The following is a 17,985-nucleotide window of genomic DNA, read 5'->3' on the forward strand; positions in this document are numbered from 1 at the left end:
GCAATGATAACCCTGACCAGTGAAATGCTTAACGGCTACATTAGTGATTTTTTCTGGCCATTTGTGCGTATACTCGCCCTTTTTAGCACTGCACCGCTATTTAGTGAAAAGCAGACACCTAAAAAATTTCGCATTGCGCTCGCCTTTTTAATTACCGCATTAGTTGCACCAGGCTTACCGCAAAGTAATGTCCCTTTATTCTCGCTTATTGCCTTTTGGGTACTGTTGCAACAAATTCTAATTGGCACAATTCTAGGGTTATCAATGCAGTTGGCGTTCGCTTCTGTTCGTCATGCAGGTGAAGTGATTGGTTTACAGATGGGGCTTTCATTCGCCACCTTCGTCGATCCATCAGGTGGCCCTAATATGCCTATTCTGGCACGTATTTTTAATATGCTAACAATGCTATTATTTATGGTATTTGATGGACATTTATGGCTATTGTCTATATTAGTTGATACGTTCTATGTTGTTCCTATTGGAAATCAGACGTTTAACTCATTAGGTATTCTCACTTTAGTTCAAAGTGGTGGCACAATCTTTATTAACGGTATGATGTTAGCCATGCCATTAATCACTCTACTTTTAGTACTCAACCTTTCATTAGGTATTCTAAACCGAATGACACCACAACTTTCAGTCTTTGTGGTTGGCTTCCCTCTTACGCTGACTATCGGTATGTTAGCATTATCCATGATTATGCCTGCATTACCTGTGTTTACAGAGCGTGTCTTTAGCGATACGTTTAATCGTATTACATTGATATTGCAACAGTTGGTTTCTTGAGATTTCGGATTATTAACTTTTAATTAGTTATTTTTCATCTCACTCATTAAAATTAATCTGTTTTCACTCTAGCCATCAATGGTCATTTATTCCACAATCCTTGTATATCATTATACCTGTCATCATTTTAGCGAAAAACGCCGTAAACCCTCGGTCAATGCGGGCGTTCAAACGATTATGGTTCATGCTCTTACAGAAAATGCAAAACAGTTTTATCTTCATAATGGTTTTAAAGCCTCTTCAATACAAAAAGACACTTTATTTCTAGCATTAAAGAAATGAACTCATCTGTTGTATTCAATAAAAAAAAACCCCTGATAAATAAATACCAGGGGTGATATCAAAATGTCTTAGAACCGAACTAAATAATTAGCGATACATTTTGAACATCGACATATCTTTCATGTCGTTAAAGACTTTATAAGAAGCTTGTAATACAGACTCTTCTTGGTAATAATCTGAAATTGCTTGTGTCCAGTCTAAATCACGCAATTCGCTTAAACGTTTTGCATTTCTTAAAGACGTATCCGCACCTAAATCATCTAAATTATCAAGCTCTTGAAGTTGTAAGCCTAATTTAGCTTCAACACTAGAAATATTATTTAGCGTTGCACGGTTAATACGGTTTGCCGCATCAATTTTATCTAATGCAGCATCACGCTCAGCTTGTGATTTACCTGTTAAAGGGTCACGCAATGCTGTAATCGCATCATCAAGGGCATTAAAAATGTCTGGCTCTGTCCCTTTACTACCTGAAGATTGTAATGTTTCGATCCCTGTAAAGTTAGTGACCATTTCAATATTACTATCTACTTTTTGGGTAATTTGCTTATCACCGCCTTGATAGGTGATTTTGCCTGTTGCATCAGCGACAAAAGGAGGTTTGTCTGATTGGAAGCCTGCAAAAATATAACGCCCCACACCATCTTTTGTATTACCAATACCCACTAGCTGGTCTTTTAAACCAGCTAATTGTTCAGCTAAAGACGAACGGTCTTCATCACTTAATGTTGCATCATTACCTGCTGCAACCAGTGTTTCTTGAATTTTGGTTGTAATATTCACCATTTGGCTTGCTAAGCTCATTTGCAAAGACATACTGTTTTTTGCAAATCCACGAGCTGTCGCATACTGCTGATTACGCGATTCAGATTGTTTAACCATCACCGCTTGAGAAGCCGCCATTGGATCATCTGATGGTTTTTCAACGCGACGACCACTGGAGATTTTATTTCCTTCAGTCATCCATTTGCTTTGCGAACTGGTGATATTGTCCACTCGCTGACTAAAAATTTGATTTGAACTTAAACGCACCGTGTTATTCCTTATTCTGATGAAGGCTTAGAGAACTTGCATAATCGCATCAAACATACTGTTTGCTGTTTGAATAACTTTCGCATTTGCCATGTAATATTCTTGAATGCGATACATCTCGCCATACTCTTCATCCAAGTTCACGCCAGAAACAGACTGTTGTTGTTCTACAATACTTTTAGTGATAGAAACCTGAGCATCAAAGTCAACTTGAGCGGTATTCACTTTATTACCGACCATACTGATCAATGAGCCATAACCACCAGCAATTGTTGTTTTACCATCAATAATTTTTTCATCGGGTAACTCAAACAGTTTTTTCATGTTTTCGTTATCGCTTGGGCCAGTATCTTTAGAACCTGCTGCCGCAATTTTGCTAGGATCAGTCAAAGCAACTTTCATACCAGCAATCACGTTACCCACAGATTGAACGACAATGGAATCGTCTTTTTGTGGTGTACCATTGACTTTGATACTCATCCCTTCGAATTCTAATTCGCCCGTTGCACCAACTTTAGATGCAACTTTACGACCACCCGGCTCTACCGTCACATTCCAATTGCTGCCGTCATATTTAACCGTATAATCAGCCGCTTTTACTTCTTTAGTGTCAGTATATTTCACATCAAAGGTGGCATTACCTTTGTTTTTGCCGTTTGGCATAACATGAGCGCCACCAAGGTCAAAGAATTTTCCACCTTTGTCGCCATTTAAATCAAAACCTTGCTCATGCTGTTTATTAAATTGATCGCCCAACACTAACGCTAATTGGTTTAATTGATTACGGCTTGGATCTAACACTTCTTCACGGCTACGATAAGCACCGCCGAGTTCGCCACCTTTAATACGTTTTGCATCCACTTCACGAACTTCATCAATACCGTTGCTATAACCAATAACAAGGCGTTCGCTGTTTTTATTAGATGGAATAGCAGAAACTTCATAAGCACGAGTACCAGACACTAATGGCAAACCATTAGCAAATGTGACGTTAACAAAACCACCGTCTTGTTGAGTCACTTGTACATCAACCAGTGTGTTTAGCTCTTGAACTAAACGGTCACGTTGGTCTAATAAATCATTAGGTTCAGCGCCATTAAAGCCTTTAGCACGACTGATTTCATTATTTAATTTTGCGATCTGTTTTGTATATTCATTGATATTTTTAGAGGTGTTAGTGACCTGACTATTAATATCTTTTTCTAGATCGCGCAATGATTGGTCTGCTTTAGCAAACATATTAACCATCGCTTCCGCTTTACCAATAACGGTTGTACGCGCAGGATTATCTTCTGCGTTATTGGTAACGTTAGGTAAGCTTGTAAAAAATTCGTCAATTGCGCTCGAAACGTCATTCCCTTTATCTGCTAACAAATCATTAATTTGTGAGATATTTTTGGTATAACTGTTTAAAGCACTTTGTTTTGCCATTGCACGGTTCATTTGGCCAGCAAGGAATTCGTTATATTCTCGATGAATACGGCTAACATTAACACCATTACCGATATAACCATTACCGGTCATTGTGCCACTGTTTTCATTAAAAACAGTCATTTGACGGTTGTACCATTTCACATTTTGGTTAGCGATATTATTACTCACAGTGCTCATCGCAGCTTGTGCCGCATTAAGTCCGCTCATCGCTGTATTAATTAAACTGTTGGACATTTGTCTATCCTTTTACGTTTAGTCATCACCCGTATGCACGGAGCATAGCTGGCAAGTTAAATGGATGCTCTGGTCTTTATTATCGGTTCTTCCCCTCTAAACTTGAGGGGAAAATGATTAAAATAGGTCGCTTAAATCGTGAGTATAAGTTTTAGCAACTTGCTCACCACTTCCTTTTAATTGACCAATAATTGAAACCAGTTTTTTGGCATAACCCGGATCGGTAGCATAGCCTGCTTCTTGGATACGGTAAGCCGCTTGTTCAGGAGTTTGAGCTTGAGGTACTTTAGCGTAGCGAGGACTTTCAGTGATCAATCTAAGGTAATCTTGAATAGCTTCAACATATGAGCCATAAACACGGAAATTGTCACGCATTTTAATCGAGTTACCATCGATCACTTCAGTTGTCATGATATTCGTAACAGGCCCTTTCCAGCTACTTCCTGCTTTAATACCAAACAGGTTATAACTCGGTTTACCGTCACCTGTTAGAATTTCACGCTTACCCCAACCTGATTCAAGTGCAGCCTGAGCAACAACTAAAAGATGGTGTACACCAGTACCTTCTGTGGCTTGTTTTGCAGGCCCTAACAGTTTTGAAGCAAAAGAAGCACTGCTTTCAGATAAGCCCTTAAGCTTGCCAATCGTACTTTCAACTGCATTTTGATAGGGCTGCATCGCACGATAAATTTGCCCCAATGCTTGCGTTGGCATGGATTGAAATATATCACTACCATCTAATGGCATAGGTGTTTTGCCCGCCATTTCACTTGGGTCTAGCGTGACTTTGGCAGAAAGTTGTTTTTCTATCATGTCAGCAAAGCCCAAGCCTTTTTGTGATAAGTCTTGAGCGATTTGTTGATCATAAAGAGAGGTGTACATCTTGGTACTTTCTGAGTTGAACATGCTTTCTTGAGGAATAGCATCACGCATGCTCTTTAACATCATTTGAACAAAAACACCTTCAAGTTGCTGCGCCACTTGGCGCAGCCCTTGCTGATCAGCATTTTGCCCAACCTGATATTTAAGTTTATTCAATGCATTACTGTCATATGCCGGCGCAGACATCGTCGGCATTGAAGAAAGCAGAGATAAATCTTTCATCAGATAATCTCCAGTCTCGCACGTAAGCAACCCGCGCTTTCCATTGCTTGCAAAATTGACATTAAATCTGTTGGTGTTGCACCAAGTGCATTTAATGTGCGGATCACTTCGTTTAAGCTTGCGCTTGCATTCACTTGTTGTAATGAACCACCTTGTTCACTCATATTTACGCTAGTATTACGCGTTACAACAGTGCTACCCCCTGCAAACGGAGTATTAGGTTGGCTTACATTAACTTGGCTATCAACCGTAACGGAAAGGTTGCCTTGAGCAATAGCACAGCTTCCTAATGTCACATCACGATTCATAACAACAGAACCTGTTCTTGCATTAATGATCACTTTCGCATCTGCAACAACACGTTTAATTTCAAGGTTTTGAACTTCAGCCAGAAAACGTACTTGTTCACTTTTACCAATAGGAACACGCAATTGAACTGTACGGGCATCTAAAGGAATAGCTGTACCTACACCGCGCAATTTATTAACGGTATCAGAGATGTGTTGTGCCAAAGTGAAGTTTTCTTCATTCAGTTGTAGGTTCAGCAGACCTGTTTGACCAAATTGCGAAGGCAGTTCACGTTCAATGATAGCTCCGCTGCTAATGCGTCCACCCGCTAACTGGTTCACTTTAACGCTATTACCACCCGCAGATGCCCCTGCTCCTCCGACAACAATATTGCCTTGTGCTAAAGCATAAATCTGATTATCGACACCTTTTAATGGTGTCATCAGCAACGTACCACCACGTAAGCTTTTGGCATTACCTAAGGATGAAACAACGACGTCGATTGATTGCCCTGTACGACCAAAAGGCGGTAATTTTGCAGTTACCATTACCGCTGCAACGTTTTTCAATTGCATATTGGTGCCAGGTGGTACTGTGATCCCCAATTGTGAGAGCATGTTATTCAGACTTTGCGTGGTAAACGGGGTTTGCATTGTTTGGTCACCCGTTCCATCTAATCCCACAACCAAACCATAACCAATCAGCGCATTTTCTCTTACCCCTTCAACAGAGGTGAGATCTCTGATCCGTTCGGCATGAGCGGAAAAACCGACACATGTCATCACGATAAAGAAAAGGCTCATCGCTATTTTTTTCATCTGGACCCTACTCATTAAAAAGGTGATACATTTAAGAAGAAGCGTTGTAGCCATCCCATAGACTGTGCTTCATTGATATAACCGTCTCCGATATATTCAATACGAGCATCAGCAACTTGGGTTGAATTTACGGTATTAGCACCACTGATTGTTCTTGGGTTCACAACACCTGAAAAACGGATAAATTCAGTACCTTGATTGATAGCAATTTGCTTTTCACCGATAACGTGCAGGTTTCCATTGGCAAGAAGCTGATCGACGGTAACAGTGATGGTGCCTTTAAAGGTATTGTTTGCATTTGCGCCACCTTTACCGCCAAAGTCACTGTTTCCCTCCATTCCCATATCAGCACGGCTATTACCAAACAATCCTTCCAAAAATCTTGGCGTGATCGAAGCAACGAATCCTGCTTTGCCATTACGGCTCGCATTTGCGGATGAGTTTTTGCTTGCACTCACGTTTTCTTGCAATGTAATCGTTAGCGTATCGCCAATATTTCGAGGACGTCTGTCTTCAAATAGAGGTTGATAGCCAAAATAAACAGGCTGAGCTGACTGAAAAATAGAGCCATTAGGTGCAGGTGCTGTTGGTGCCGTTGGAACCGCCGTTGTGTTACCTTCTACTAACGGTTTTTTGGGTATATGTGCGCATCCCGCCAGTGTCAGTACCAACAGGGCGGTACCTAAACGTTGATGACGACGCCATCTGACACTAAGCTTTCTTGCCCCAGAATTGTCAGTAATGACCTTTGTATCCATCTTCGATACTCTTTTAGTAATACGCCTGACAGGAACCCCTGTCAGGCTAATAAACAAACGAAATTAGAGTTGCGTTAGTTTCTGTAACATCTGATCAGATGTTGAAATCGCTTTACTGTTAATTTCATAAGCACGTTGAGTCTGGATCATATTGACCAGCTCTTCAGCTACGTTAACGTTAGAGGTTTCAACATATCCCTGATACAACAAGCCTGCGCCGTTGATACCTGGGGCATTCTCAGTAGGTGCGCCAGAACTTGCGGTTTCTAAGTACAAGTTTTCACCAACACTTTCTAATCCGCTGTCATTAATGAAGGTTGTTAGCGTCAATTGACCCACTTGTTGTGGTGCAGGTGAGCCTTCAATTTCAACACTGACAGTACCATCACGACCAATCATCACTTTTTTGGCGGTATCAGGTAAAATAATGGCTGGAACAACTTGGAAACCGCTAGTTGTCACTAATTGCCCATTTTGATCCATTTGAAAAGAACCATCACGAGTATAAGCATCTGTACCATCAGGTAACTGAACATGGAAAAAACCTTGTCCTTTAATCGCCACATCACGAGTACCGTTTGTTTGAGCCAAGTTACCTTGACTATGTAAACGCTCAGTAGCAACAGGACGAACACCTGTACCAATTTGTAAACCTGACGGTGCATTCGTCTGTTCTGATGTCATTGCACCCGGCTGGCGGATCGTTTGATACAGTAAATCTTCGAAAACCGCACGTTGGCGTTTAAAGCCATTGGTGCTGACGTTTGCGAGGTTGTTGGAAATCACATCCATGTTAGTTTGTTGTGCATCCAACCCAGTTTTAGCAATCCATAAAGAACGGATCATGGTTTTCCCCTTACACTATTTAACTCAGTGATAGCAATTGGTTAGCCTTTTGCGCATTTTCATCAGCGCTATGGATAACCTTCATTTGCATTTCGAAACGTCTTGCGTTTGCTATCATATCGACCATGGCTTCTGCTGGATTAACATTACTGCCTTCTAAAACACCAGCTAGCACCTTCACGCTATCATCCGCAGGTAATTCCTCACCGGCACGCGCAGCCCCTTTAGGGGATAAATGGAATAAACCATCATCGCCACGAACTAAGTCGTTTTGCTCTGGTTTTACCATTTTCAAACGACCAATTTGACCCAACATTTTCGGTGGATCAGTCGGTACATGCGCAGTCACAATACCGTTATTGGCAATACTGACGTTTGCTTGAGCAGGCACTTCAATCGCACCGTTATCGCCCATTAACAAACGCCCTTGTACCATTAACATGCCATCAGCGTTGCGTTGGATATTCCCGTTTCGGGTATACGCTTCTGTGCCATCTTCAAGTTGAACGGCCAAAAAGCCGTTATCACTTAAAGCAACGTCCATTGATCTGCCGGTATAGTTCATCGTTCCTTGACTCTGATCGCTACCTGGCGTTGAGGCTACCGTTAATGTACGAGTTGGTAAGGTATCGCCATTGACAGGTACGGCTCGCATTGCACTAAGCTGCGCTTTGAATCCCGGCGTTGATGCGTTTGCTAAGTTGTTCGCCACGACAGCTTGGTTTTCCATCGAATGTCTGGCGCCGCCCATCGCGGTATAAATCACATGATCCATAACAGATTATTTCCTGCGTTATTAGCGCAAGCTAACCAGAGTCTGCAGGATCTGATCCTGAGTCTTGATGGTTTGTGCGTTTGATTGATAGTTACGTTGAGCAACGATCATGTTGACTAACTCTTGGCTCATATCCACGTTAGACGCTTCTAATGCGTTATTGGTTAATTTGCCGAATACACCAGCGCCTGCAACACCCACGATTGGTGAACCTGAACCGTTAGTTTCAGACCACATGTTGTCGCCTTGTGAGCTTAAGCCGCCTGGGTTTGCAAAGTTAGCGAGTGCGATTTGACCAACAACTTGGCTTTGTTGGTTTGAGTAGGTCGCCATAATGGAGCCATCTTGCTCAATACGGAAATTGGTGAATTCACCCGCTTGGTAACCGTTTTGCGCTAATTTAGAAACGCTTGATTCAGCAACTTTTTGTTGGGTACTACCGGTGAAATCAAGTTCAATTTTGCCTACAGCAGAACCATTTAAAGAATCAATAGACATACTTGGTAATGCTGGTGGTGTTACACCCGCTGCGGTATAACTCTCTAATACACCTGACTTAGTATATTTTAAAGTCCCTAAATCTTGGTGAAGAGTTGGAGTACCACCAGCAGTCTTAGTTGATGTATCTTGTCCATAAACTTTCCATTCATTGTCATTCGTTTTTACAAAGAATAAGTTCAGATTATGTTCATTACCTAAGCTATCGTAAGTGGTAACGTTAGTACTAAAGTTATATGTATCACCATCTTTAGCATCAAATGGAGCTTTAGCGGGTTTATCTTCACCAGAGTTCAGGTTAACCGCCATATCAATTTTGTTGGTTGCGCTGGCATTCATCATATCGGTAGGAATAACGATAGGTGTTGGTGTTGCCCCTTTTTGAACAACGTTTTTACCATCAACAACTTGTACTGGATAACCTGTAATACGCATACCTTGCATATTAGTCAGGAAACCATTTTTATCTTTACCGAATTCGCCATTACGTGAATAGAAAACGCCACCGTTTTGGTCTTCAATGCGGAAAAAACCACCGCCAGAAATCGCTACGTCTGTTGGGCGGTTAGTGGTTGTGATACTACCGTCTTTAAAGTTTTGGCTAATGCCTGCCACTTTAACACCTAGACCTGCACCAGAGCCGGCGAAAACGTCAGCAAAAGAGACAGTTGCACCTTTGAAGCCATAGGTTGCGGAGTTAGAAATATTATTACCGATAGAATCTAAGTTAGCGGCTGCTGCGTTTAAACCACTTACTGCTTGTGAAAAGGACATGCGCCCTCCAAGTTGAATATGTGTTAGTTAAAGAACCTGACGAATTTCATCCAATGAAACGGTATTACCTAAGCCAACATCAAGGCGGGCACCACCATCCACCATGGACACACTATTCACCAGCGCATAATTCAGTGTCTTAACAGGGACCTGAGCATCATTAAGCGTGGCGTTAACGGTAAATTTATAACTGCCAGTTGGAACAGGATTGTCATCTTCATCAGTACAATCCCAAGAGAAGTTATAAACATCCGGTAGCATCTTTTTGTCCATTTGGATTGTACGAACGGTAGCACCACTGGCATTAGTGATGTTTATCGTAAGAGAATCGGTTGGACTGAGTAATTCAAAACCAAAAGGTGTTGAAAATAGGTGTTCATCGCTAGGCGCAGTTGGGTCAGTATCACCTGATTTATATATTCCCATTTGCTGGCGCGTTTTTTCATTTTGAGTATCAGGTGTTGGAATTGTGTCATCCCCATCACTGGGCTTTTCAGTTTCACCTTTACCGTCGGTTGGCTGAAAGACAACAATTTTATTCCCAGAGACCATAACACCACGGCCTACTAGAGAAGAAGCGCGCAACGCCTGACTTTGATCAATCTGTCCAACAATGTTATTCACTGTTTTATTCAGTGTTTCAATGCCTTCAACGGTTGAAATTTGAGCCAACTGGGAGGTTAACTCATTATTTTGCATTGGGTTTGTTGGATCTTGATTTTTCATCTGAGTGATGAGAAGTGTCAGGAAATTCCCTTTAATATCCTCACTACCACTTTTTTTCGTATGGTATGAAGAAGGTGTATCCCCGATAATGGTATTATCATAAGGTTCATTCATTGAGGAGGAAATACCCACAATTTATTCTCCCTATTGACCTATCATCAGTGTTTTTTGCATCAGCGATTTTGCCGTGTTCATCACTTCGACGTTAGCTTGGTAGCTTCTTGAAGCAGAAATGGTATTAATCATTTCACCCACAACATCAACATTCGGCATACGTACATACCCTTTTTCATCGGCAAAAGGATGTCCCGGCTGATATTCCATGCGAAATGGAGCAGGATCATCCACCACTTCAGTGACACGAACACCACCAACTTCTTGACCAGCAGGTGCGTTTACCTGAAAAACAACCTGTTTTGCACGATAAGGTTCACCATCTGGGCCCGCAACACTGTCGGCATTTGCCATATTGCTAGCGCTTACGTTTAAACGTTGAGATTGCGCTGAAAGTGCTGAACCTGAAATATCAAAAATACTAAATAAAGACATGCTCTTTACCCTACTGTTGCAATACAGACATCATGCTTTTAACTTGTGAATTAATAAATGTCACATCAGCCTGATACTTAAGGCTATTGTCAGCAAAATTACTACGTTCCATGTCCATATCCACGGTATTACCATCCATCGCAGTTTGATGAGGCACGCGATAGAGTAAGTCCGCTTCTAAGCGATAACCGGGTTTGATCGGGATATGGCGCTCTGATGTCATCGCCAATTGCATGCCATGACTACCAGTACGTCCGTTTTCAATGGTTTTCTTCAATTCAGAAGCAAAATCAATATCACGAGCCTGAAAGCCTGGGGTATCTGCGTTTGCGATATTCGCAGCGAGAATTTCTTGGCGTTTATTGCGTATTGAGAGCGCTTCTTGTTGAAAATGAAACGTATTTTCTAATTTATCGAGCATCTTCTATCCTTGGTGGCTAAGCCACTTACCTCAGCTGATAAAACAATTTCAGTTGACAGAATAAACGCTCAAAAAAAAGATGATTGGAGGAATAGGCGTAAATTGGATTGCTATTTATGCGTTTAAGGCGTGCAAAGTCGATGTACACTGTTATTGCTAAATAATGACAAACGCACAATTAGCATCAACTCTGTAAGGTGATACAAATTATGTTAGTTAGAACTCTTATCGGTCTATTTTCTTTTTTCTTTATGGTGAATGTGAGTATCGCGAAATCACTGCCTGAAGAACTGCAAGATTTCTTTGTCGCACTTCACCAACAAGACGATAAAGTGACTGTGACAGTTTTAACGCCAGAAGAGAAATGGCCTGTCTGCCAAACACAAGAGATCCAACGTCATGCTGGCTCTCGTAATTGGGGACGTCTTTCAATCCCAATTCAGTGCGATAAGCAACGTCGTTTTATTCAAATTGATGTTAGCGTTAATGGTGAATACTTAATCGCGAAAAAAGACATCAATCGTGATGATATTATTGAAACGTCTGCTATTAGTACGGCAACGGGCGAATTAGAAAAATTACCTTATGATGTATTACGTGATCCCGCATTAATTAAAAATGCGATCGCAATGCGACAAATATCCGCAGGAAAACCTTTAACCTCCACAATGGTTCGTCGCCCTTGGGCTATTTTGGCAGGACAAACCGTCACCGTATTTGCACAAGGCCCTCACTTTCAGATCCGTTATGAAGGCAAAGCTGTAAACAACGCGGTTGCCAACGAAACCATTCGAGTGAGAGTTAAATCAGGCCAAATTGTCACTGGCGAAGCACTTGAAAACGGCTCTGTACGCATCCCTCTTTAATGGATAAAAAAGCTGATAAGCAGAATAAGCCTATATTGAATTGCTTGTTACCCGTTTCAGTTATGGCAAGCCAAGGTAAACTCTCTTGCGCTACATTTTTCACTCTCAATAATTAAAGCTGTAGTTAGACAATAATTTAAAACATCGCATATAGATACTCTAAATAACTCAAGTTGTAGCTAGGCGACAAATGAACGAATCGCTAGGAGCATACATAAGTATGTGACTAGTGTGAGTGAATGCGGTCAACACCGCTACGGCTTGAAGTATGACGAGTAGTGTGACTAGTGCGAGTGAATGTAGCTAACAACGCTACAGCTTAAAGTATAACGAGTATCACGACTAAGATTAAAGTTTTTGATTTCACAGCCGATATAAAGAAACAAGATGATAGGCGAAAACACATAGGTTGTTTTACAATGGCTTCATCTGACTATTAATTGATGCCTAACAAAGGATTTTCCTATGAGTATTGAACGCGCAAATCCACTGCTTCCGATTAACGCAATTGCACAACGCAACCCGAGTGAAATCACTCAGGGCTCTCGTAAATCGGGAACAACTGAACAAAAAACTGCAACAGGCGACACTTCTGTAAAACTTAGTGAAGCGCAGAAAAAACTTGTTCAACCTGGAAATAAAGACATTAACGTTGAGAAAGTTGCTCACTTGAAAGAAGCAATTGCCAACGGAACATTAACCATGGACAGTGGTAAAATTGCGGATGCTCTTTTCCGTGAAGCTGCTGAAAGCATAACTCAATAATATTTTAATGATTATGATGGAAGAACTCCGCCAGACTTTAGATCTTCAATTATCACAGCTTAATACCATTGCGGGTATTTTACGTGCTGAACAACAGTTATTATGCGCAGGTAATATTGATATCAATGCCCTGCACGAAGTGACTGAACAGAAGAATTTTGTCTTGTCTGCTTTAGGTCATACAGACCAACAGCGTCATACGCTAAGCCAACAAGCCGGTGTAGAAAAACCTTATACAGGGTTGCCGTTCTTATCTGATTTATGGACACAGATAATAGACATCACGGCGGAGTTAAGATATTTAAATCAACATAACGGATTACTACTCGATCAACACATCTCTCGTAATAGTGATGCTATCCGTTTTTTGCAGAAGAACCACAGCCCAACCCTTTATGGTTCTGATGGGCAAGCACAGCGTTCAACTCTGGCTGGGCGTAAAATTCAGGTTTAGGTTTTTTCAATAATTATCAGAATTCACACGAAACGCTATCAATATTGATAGCGTTTTGCTTTTCCAATAAAACACCTCTCACTTTAAGCCACCAGCAGATCACACTAGCACTGTTATCTATCATCCTTTCGTGGCACATCATTTTCTTCTCTAAACATTGGCTTTTATTTGAGCCTTTATTACCACACCATTACAAACACAAAAAAGACCACTTAATAAAGTGGTCTTAAATTTAGATAATGACATATTAGCGAGAATGATTAATGAGGTTGTCCACCAATCATTGATGTCATACGAATATGGCGACCTTCACTGACTTCCATATTCGACAATACAGCTAATTGTGGCAGGCTACGGCGTAAGAAACGTGACAATAATGAACGTAACGCATGATTGACTAATAATACAGGAGCTCCACCTGACATCTCTTGGTGACGTACCGCATCCGCTGCTTGTTGTTCAATATTTTCAGCCAGTCCTGGCTCTAAACCGCCGCCACTTTGCATTGCTTGAACAAGAATACGCTCTAAGCTTGCATCTAACCCAATGACTTGGATTTCATCTTGATCGCCAAACCAGTGTTGTGTAATCGCACGACGAAGTGCAACACGAACAACCGCCGTTAATTCAGCCGGATCTTTTTGATCTGGTGCATGCTCTGCTAAGGCTTCTAATATGGTTCTCATATCACGAATAGGCACTTGTTCAGACAGCAGGTTTTGCAATACTTTGTGCAATACAGTGAGTGAAAGCATATCTGGGATCATATTTTCTGTCATTTTAGGGAGCTCTTTACTCACCCTATCAAACAGCATTTGTGCTTCTTGACGACCAAATAATTCCGATGCATATTTCGCTAATACATGGTTAAAATGTGTTGCAATAACGGTACTTGCAGCAACAACGGTATAGCCCTGAACCTGAGCTTGCTCTCTTAAGCTGTCATCAATCCAAACAGCAGGTAAACCAAATGCAGGCTCTTGAGTAATATCGCCCTCTAAAGAGCCAACGGCATTACCCGGATTGATTGCTAACCAACGACCTGGATGCGCTTCACCATGACCAATTTCAACCCCTTTCATTAAAATGCGATAAGAAGAAGGTCTTAATTCCATATTGTCTCGGATATGAACAACAGGAGGAAGATACCCCGTTTCCTGAGCAAACTTTTTACGGATACCACTAATTCGGCCTAACAACTCACCATTTTGGCGACTATCTACCATTGGAATTAAGCGATACCCTACTTCCATCGCTAATGGATCTTCAAGTTGTACATCTTCCCATGAAGCTTCAACAACACGATTTTGTTTTTCAACTTCTTCCATCTCTTTTTGTTGATGCACTTCAGGGTTAGCGTTGCGACGTAAGATATACCAACCTAATCCACCTAATGCTGCGGTGAAGAAAAGGAAAACAAAGTTAGGCATTCCTGGTACTAAACCTAACAGACCTAGCACACCTGCGGTTAACAGTAGAACACGAGGGTTGTCAAACAGTTGGGTAACCATCTGTTGCCCAACATCTTCATCTGTTGCAACACGAGTAACGATAACACCCGCTGCTGTTGAGATAATCAATGCAGGAATTTGAGCAACCAGACCATCACCGATGGTTAAAAGAGTATAAGTCGTTGCAGCATCGTTTAATGCCATCCCGTGTTGAGCGACACCGACAATAAGACCACCCACCACGTTAATCACAAGGATCATTAAGCCTGCGATGGCGTCACCACGAACGAACTTACTCGCACCATCCATTGAACCGTAAAAGTCGGATTCCAATGAAACTTCTTTACGGCGTTTTTTTGCTTCGTCTTCGTTGATAATGCCTGCATTCAGGTCAGCATCGATTGCCATCTGTTTACCCGGCATTCCATCTAACACAAAACGCGCACCTACTTCAGCAATACGTCCCGCACCCTTAGTGATAACCATAAAGTTAATCAAAATAAGGATGATAAAGACCACAATACCGATAGCAAAGTTACCGCCAACAAGGAAATGGCCAAAGGCTTCAACAACGCGTCCCGCAGCATCTGGCCCTGTATGTCCTTCCATTAAGATGATACGTGTTGAAGCCACGTTTAATGATAAACGTAACAACGTAGTAAACAGCAAAATAGTAGGGAAAGCAGCAAAGTCCAAAGTACGTCGAGTGAACATTGCGACCAACAGCACCATGATGGAGAGTGCGATGTTAAAGGTAAATAATAAATCCAATAGAAAAGGTGGCAATGGCAATACCATCATTGACAGTATCAACAAGATAAGCACTGGCCCTGCCAGTATCTGCCACTGAGAACTTTTCCAATTTCCCGGCAAGCGGAGTAATGAGGCCAAATTAGCCATGACGATTATCTTCTCCAGCAAAGTCCAGTGCGGGAGGCACTGGCAAGTTCATAGGTTGTTTAGGTTTTAAACCACCTTCGGTTTTCCATCGTTTCAGTTGATAAACCCATGCAAGCACCTCGGCAACCGCAGCATAAAGGGTTGAAGGTATTGCATGACCTATTTCACTGTGACGATATAACGCCCTAGCAAGCGGTGGCGCTTCTAGAAGCGGAATTCGATTTTCTGCACCAATCTCTTTAATTTTTAACGCAATAGCCCCTGCACCTTTTGCTAAAACTTTAGGTGCGGTCATTTTGTCGTTGTATTGCAGTGCAACAGCATAATGTGTTGGGTTCGTAACAATAACGTCTGCTTTCGGTACATCCGCCATCATTCGGCGACGAGACATCGCATGCTGTTGCTGACGGATACGCGCTTTAAGTTGCGGATCACCCTCTTGCTGTTTAAATTCATCTTTAATTTCTTGGCGCGTCATACGTAGCTTTTTCAAATGACTACGAATTTGAAAAATAATGTCGAATGCCACCATCGGTATCAGCATAAAAACCGTAATGTAGACGGCAAAAATCAGCAGTTGCATTGCATTGGCTAACGCACTAAGCGGTGGCAGTGTGATCAGATGGAGAATATCGTTCCAGTTGTGCCATAAAAAAACGGTTGCGGCGATCCCCACAAAAGTTGATTTCAGTATCGCTTTAAATAATTCAGCCAACGCATTCATTGAAAATATGCGTTTTAACCCAGAAATAGGGTTCCATTTTTTTGGATCAAACTTAATGGATTTACTGCTAAAGTTAATCCCGCCTAATAAGGCAGAGCCACCAATTGCCACGATCACTAACCCCAAAAACACGGGAGATAGCGCAAAAACAGCTTGTTTAATCAAGCTACCAAATCGAGGGATCAACAAATTCTCATTACCAATAAGGTGATGATTAAACGTAAATCCTTCTGTTAACATGGCATGTAGCCCACGGGTGATAAATCCACCACTCATCCACAGCAAACTCACGCCCCCCAAGATCATTAATACGGACGATAGCTCTTTAGAACGGACAATTTGTCCATCCTTTTTGGCTTTTTCCCGTTTATGGGGTGTGGGTTCCTCTGTTTTTTCGAGATCGCTATCTTCAGCCACAGTCTGTCCGATTTAGATATTGAGATTAAAAGCATGAATGAAATGACTCTAAGCATGACAAATTCAGAGGAAATTGATGGGCTGAACAATCGCAAATTTACGGGGCTTTTTGGGCTATGACGGTATGCACTGGAAAAACAACTCAATGATAAAAATGGAGATATAAGCAATATTGACGCTGATTATAAGGAAATCAGCAAAATTCACAGTAAAATTGAGTAATTTTGCTTTTGATGATTATTTCGACAATATCAAAAGCCGCTTAAAAAAAGCGGCTTACATTTTCTTCAATAGCGTGGGCTATTAAAGCATTATTACGTACTTTTTTATCCATAAAATACATCATCCTAAAAGAGCTGAGCATAGAGCGAATGCGTCCTGCATATCTCAACGTCCTTATCGCCCTAAAACTCATTAGAAGGTTAGAAACCTAAACTTTCCAGTAAATCATCAACTTGATCTTGATTTTTGATCACACCAGCGTTGTTTTTATTAACCTGTGGACCATTTAATAAAGAGTCAGTCTCTTTCTTCACATTAGACTTTTCAAGTTGCTCTGGTGGCAGGTTTTCCATTAGGACCATCACAAGTTGTTTTTCAATTTCTTGAACGACACTCATCATGCGCTTAATTACCTGGCCGGTCAGATCTTGGAAATCCTGTGCCATCATAATTTCCAATAACTGACTGTTAGTAAAAGCCGTACTCTCAGGGATATCCCGCAAATAATTGCGGGTATCTGTTACAAGAGAGCGTACATCTTTCAGCTCTTCTGGCTGTTCAAACCATTGGTCCCAACGTTCAGTAAGCTTAGTCGCATCGGCACTTAACGCATCCTGTTTAGGCTGCGCAGCTTCGACACAGTTCAATGTACGCTCAGCTGCCTGAGCGGTCATTTGAGCAACATAGTCCAGTCGTTCCCTAGCGTCAGGGATGGCTTCTGCTGCTTCGGCTATTGCTTTATCCAATCCTAATTCTCGCAAACTGTCGCGTAACATCCGCGTCAATTGTCCGATCCGGCTGATAATATCAGATGTCATTTCAATATTATCTTTCGGCATAATTGGATTCCCACTCATTGCG

Annotated in this window: 18 protein-coding genes and 1 pseudogene; 5 read left to right on the forward strand and 14 right to left on the reverse strand. The window is 41.5% G+C overall.

Going from position 1 to position 17,985, the window contains the following annotated elements; all coding sequences use genetic code 11:
* Positions 1 to 3: 3 nt before the first annotated feature.
* Both fliR and JEP36_RS17775 read left to right on the forward strand, forming a co-directional pair.
* Positions 4 to 786, forward strand: a complete 783-nt coding sequence (gene fliR / locus JEP36_RS08355) for a flagellar biosynthetic protein FliR (RefSeq protein WP_098942426.1) — start codon at positions 4 to 6, stop codon at positions 784 to 786.
* A 156-nt stretch (positions 787 to 942) separates the two neighbouring features.
* Positions 943 to 1,068 (forward strand): annotated as a pseudogene (locus JEP36_RS17775) (GNAT family N-acetyltransferase); the annotation flags it as partial.
* 87 nt (positions 1,069 to 1,155) lie between these two features.
* On the opposite strand, the gene flgL reads toward JEP36_RS17775, so the two are convergent.
* The 11 genes from flgL to flgB all read right to left on the reverse strand — a co-directional run bounded on the left by flgL (position 1,156) and on the right by flgB (position 11,325).
* On the reverse strand, positions 1,156 to 2,100 hold the full coding sequence (gene flgL / locus JEP36_RS08360) for a flagellar hook-associated protein FlgL (protein WP_198619832.1): 945 nt from the start codon (positions 2,098 to 2,100) through the stop codon (positions 1,156 to 1,158).
* Positions 2,101 to 2,127: 27 nt separating this feature from the next.
* Positions 2,128 to 3,768 (reverse strand): flagellar hook-associated protein FlgK, encoded by a 1,641-nt coding sequence (gene flgK, locus JEP36_RS08365; RefSeq protein WP_198630080.1) that lies wholly within the window; start codon positions 3,766 to 3,768, stop codon positions 2,128 to 2,130.
* Between the two features lie 117 nt (positions 3,769 to 3,885).
* The gene (flgJ, locus tag JEP36_RS08370) at positions 3,886 to 4,872 is read right to left on the reverse strand and encodes a flagellar assembly peptidoglycan hydrolase FlgJ (protein ID WP_109373795.1); all 987 of its coding nucleotides are present in this window, start codon (positions 4,870 to 4,872) and stop codon (positions 3,886 to 3,888) included.
* The gene (locus tag JEP36_RS08375) at positions 4,872 to 5,978 is read right to left on the reverse strand and encodes a flagellar basal body P-ring protein FlgI (RefSeq protein WP_099075765.1); all 1,107 of its coding nucleotides are present in this window, start codon (positions 5,976 to 5,978) and stop codon (positions 4,872 to 4,874) included. The genes flgJ and JEP36_RS08375 overlap by 1 nt, the downstream gene beginning before the upstream one ends.
* Positions 5,979 to 5,992: 14 nt before the next feature.
* On the reverse strand, positions 5,993 to 6,736 hold the full coding sequence (locus tag JEP36_RS08380) for a flagellar basal body L-ring protein FlgH (RefSeq protein ID WP_198630081.1): 744 nt from the start codon (positions 6,734 to 6,736) through the stop codon (positions 5,993 to 5,995).
* Positions 6,737 to 6,799: 63 nt separating this feature from the next.
* Positions 6,800 to 7,582, reverse strand: a complete 783-nt coding sequence (gene flgG / locus JEP36_RS08385; RefSeq protein ID WP_109373796.1) for a flagellar basal-body rod protein FlgG — start codon at positions 7,580 to 7,582, stop codon at positions 6,800 to 6,802.
* Positions 7,583 to 7,601: 19 nt separating this feature from the next.
* On the reverse strand, positions 7,602 to 8,357 hold the full coding sequence (locus tag JEP36_RS08390) for a flagellar basal body rod protein FlgF (protein WP_198626598.1): 756 nt from the start codon (positions 8,355 to 8,357) through the stop codon (positions 7,602 to 7,604).
* Between the two features lie 21 nt (positions 8,358 to 8,378).
* Entirely contained in the window at positions 8,379 to 9,629 is a 1,251-nt protein-coding gene (gene flgE / locus JEP36_RS08395) for a flagellar hook protein FlgE (RefSeq protein WP_198619829.1), read from the reverse strand.
* Between the two features lie 27 nt (positions 9,630 to 9,656).
* A complete protein-coding gene (locus JEP36_RS08400; RefSeq protein WP_196534223.1) occupies positions 9,657 to 10,487 on the reverse strand; it encodes a flagellar hook assembly protein FlgD in 831 nt (276 codons plus the stop codon).
* A gap of 12 nt (positions 10,488 to 10,499) precedes the next feature.
* Complete coding sequence (flgC, locus tag JEP36_RS08405; protein WP_006533173.1) at positions 10,500 to 10,904, reverse strand: flagellar basal body rod protein FlgC; 405 nt, start codon at positions 10,902 to 10,904, stop codon at positions 10,500 to 10,502.
* Between the two features lie 10 nt (positions 10,905 to 10,914).
* A complete protein-coding gene (gene flgB, locus JEP36_RS08410) occupies positions 10,915 to 11,325 on the reverse strand; it encodes a flagellar basal body rod protein FlgB (protein WP_072068529.1) in 411 nt (136 codons plus the stop codon).
* Positions 11,326 to 11,534: 209 nt separating this feature from the next.
* Between flgB and flgA the strand changes: the two genes are divergently transcribed.
* The 3 genes from flgA to JEP36_RS08425 all read left to right on the forward strand — a co-directional run bounded on the left by flgA (position 11,535) and on the right by JEP36_RS08425 (position 13,410).
* Complete coding sequence (gene flgA / locus JEP36_RS08415) at positions 11,535 to 12,191, forward strand: flagellar basal body P-ring formation chaperone FlgA (protein ID WP_198619827.1); 657 nt, start codon at positions 11,535 to 11,537, stop codon at positions 12,189 to 12,191.
* A 465-nt stretch (positions 12,192 to 12,656) separates the two neighbouring features.
* Positions 12,657 to 12,956, forward strand: a complete 300-nt coding sequence (flgM, locus tag JEP36_RS08420) for a flagellar biosynthesis anti-sigma factor FlgM (protein WP_109396479.1) — start codon at positions 12,657 to 12,659, stop codon at positions 12,954 to 12,956.
* Positions 12,957 to 12,969: 13 nt separating this feature from the next.
* Entirely contained in the window at positions 12,970 to 13,410 is a 441-nt protein-coding gene (locus tag JEP36_RS08425) for a flagella synthesis protein FlgN (protein ID WP_109373857.1), read from the forward strand.
* A gap of 260 nt (positions 13,411 to 13,670) precedes the next feature.
* On the opposite strand, the gene flhA is transcribed toward JEP36_RS08425, so the two are convergent.
* The 3 genes from flhA to cheZ form a co-directional block, all read right to left on the reverse strand.
* Complete coding sequence (gene flhA / locus JEP36_RS08430; protein WP_198619826.1) at positions 13,671 to 15,761, reverse strand: flagellar biosynthesis protein FlhA; 2,091 nt, start codon at positions 15,759 to 15,761, stop codon at positions 13,671 to 13,673.
* The gene (gene flhB / locus JEP36_RS08435) at positions 15,754 to 16,902 is read right to left on the reverse strand and encodes a flagellar biosynthesis protein FlhB (RefSeq protein WP_198619825.1); all 1,149 of its coding nucleotides are present in this window, start codon (positions 16,900 to 16,902) and stop codon (positions 15,754 to 15,756) included. Before flhB ends, flhA begins: the two co-directional genes overlap by 8 nt.
* Before the next feature lie 422 nt (positions 16,903 to 17,324).
* Complete coding sequence (cheZ, locus tag JEP36_RS08440; protein ID WP_023581808.1) at positions 17,325 to 17,981, reverse strand: protein phosphatase CheZ; 657 nt, start codon at positions 17,979 to 17,981, stop codon at positions 17,325 to 17,327.
* Between the last annotated feature and the right edge of the window lie 4 nt (positions 17,982 to 17,985).

The sequence above is a fragment of the Proteus sp. PR00208 genome, from assembly GCF_016238545.1.
Lineage (GTDB): Bacteria > Pseudomonadota > Gammaproteobacteria > Enterobacterales > Enterobacteriaceae > Proteus.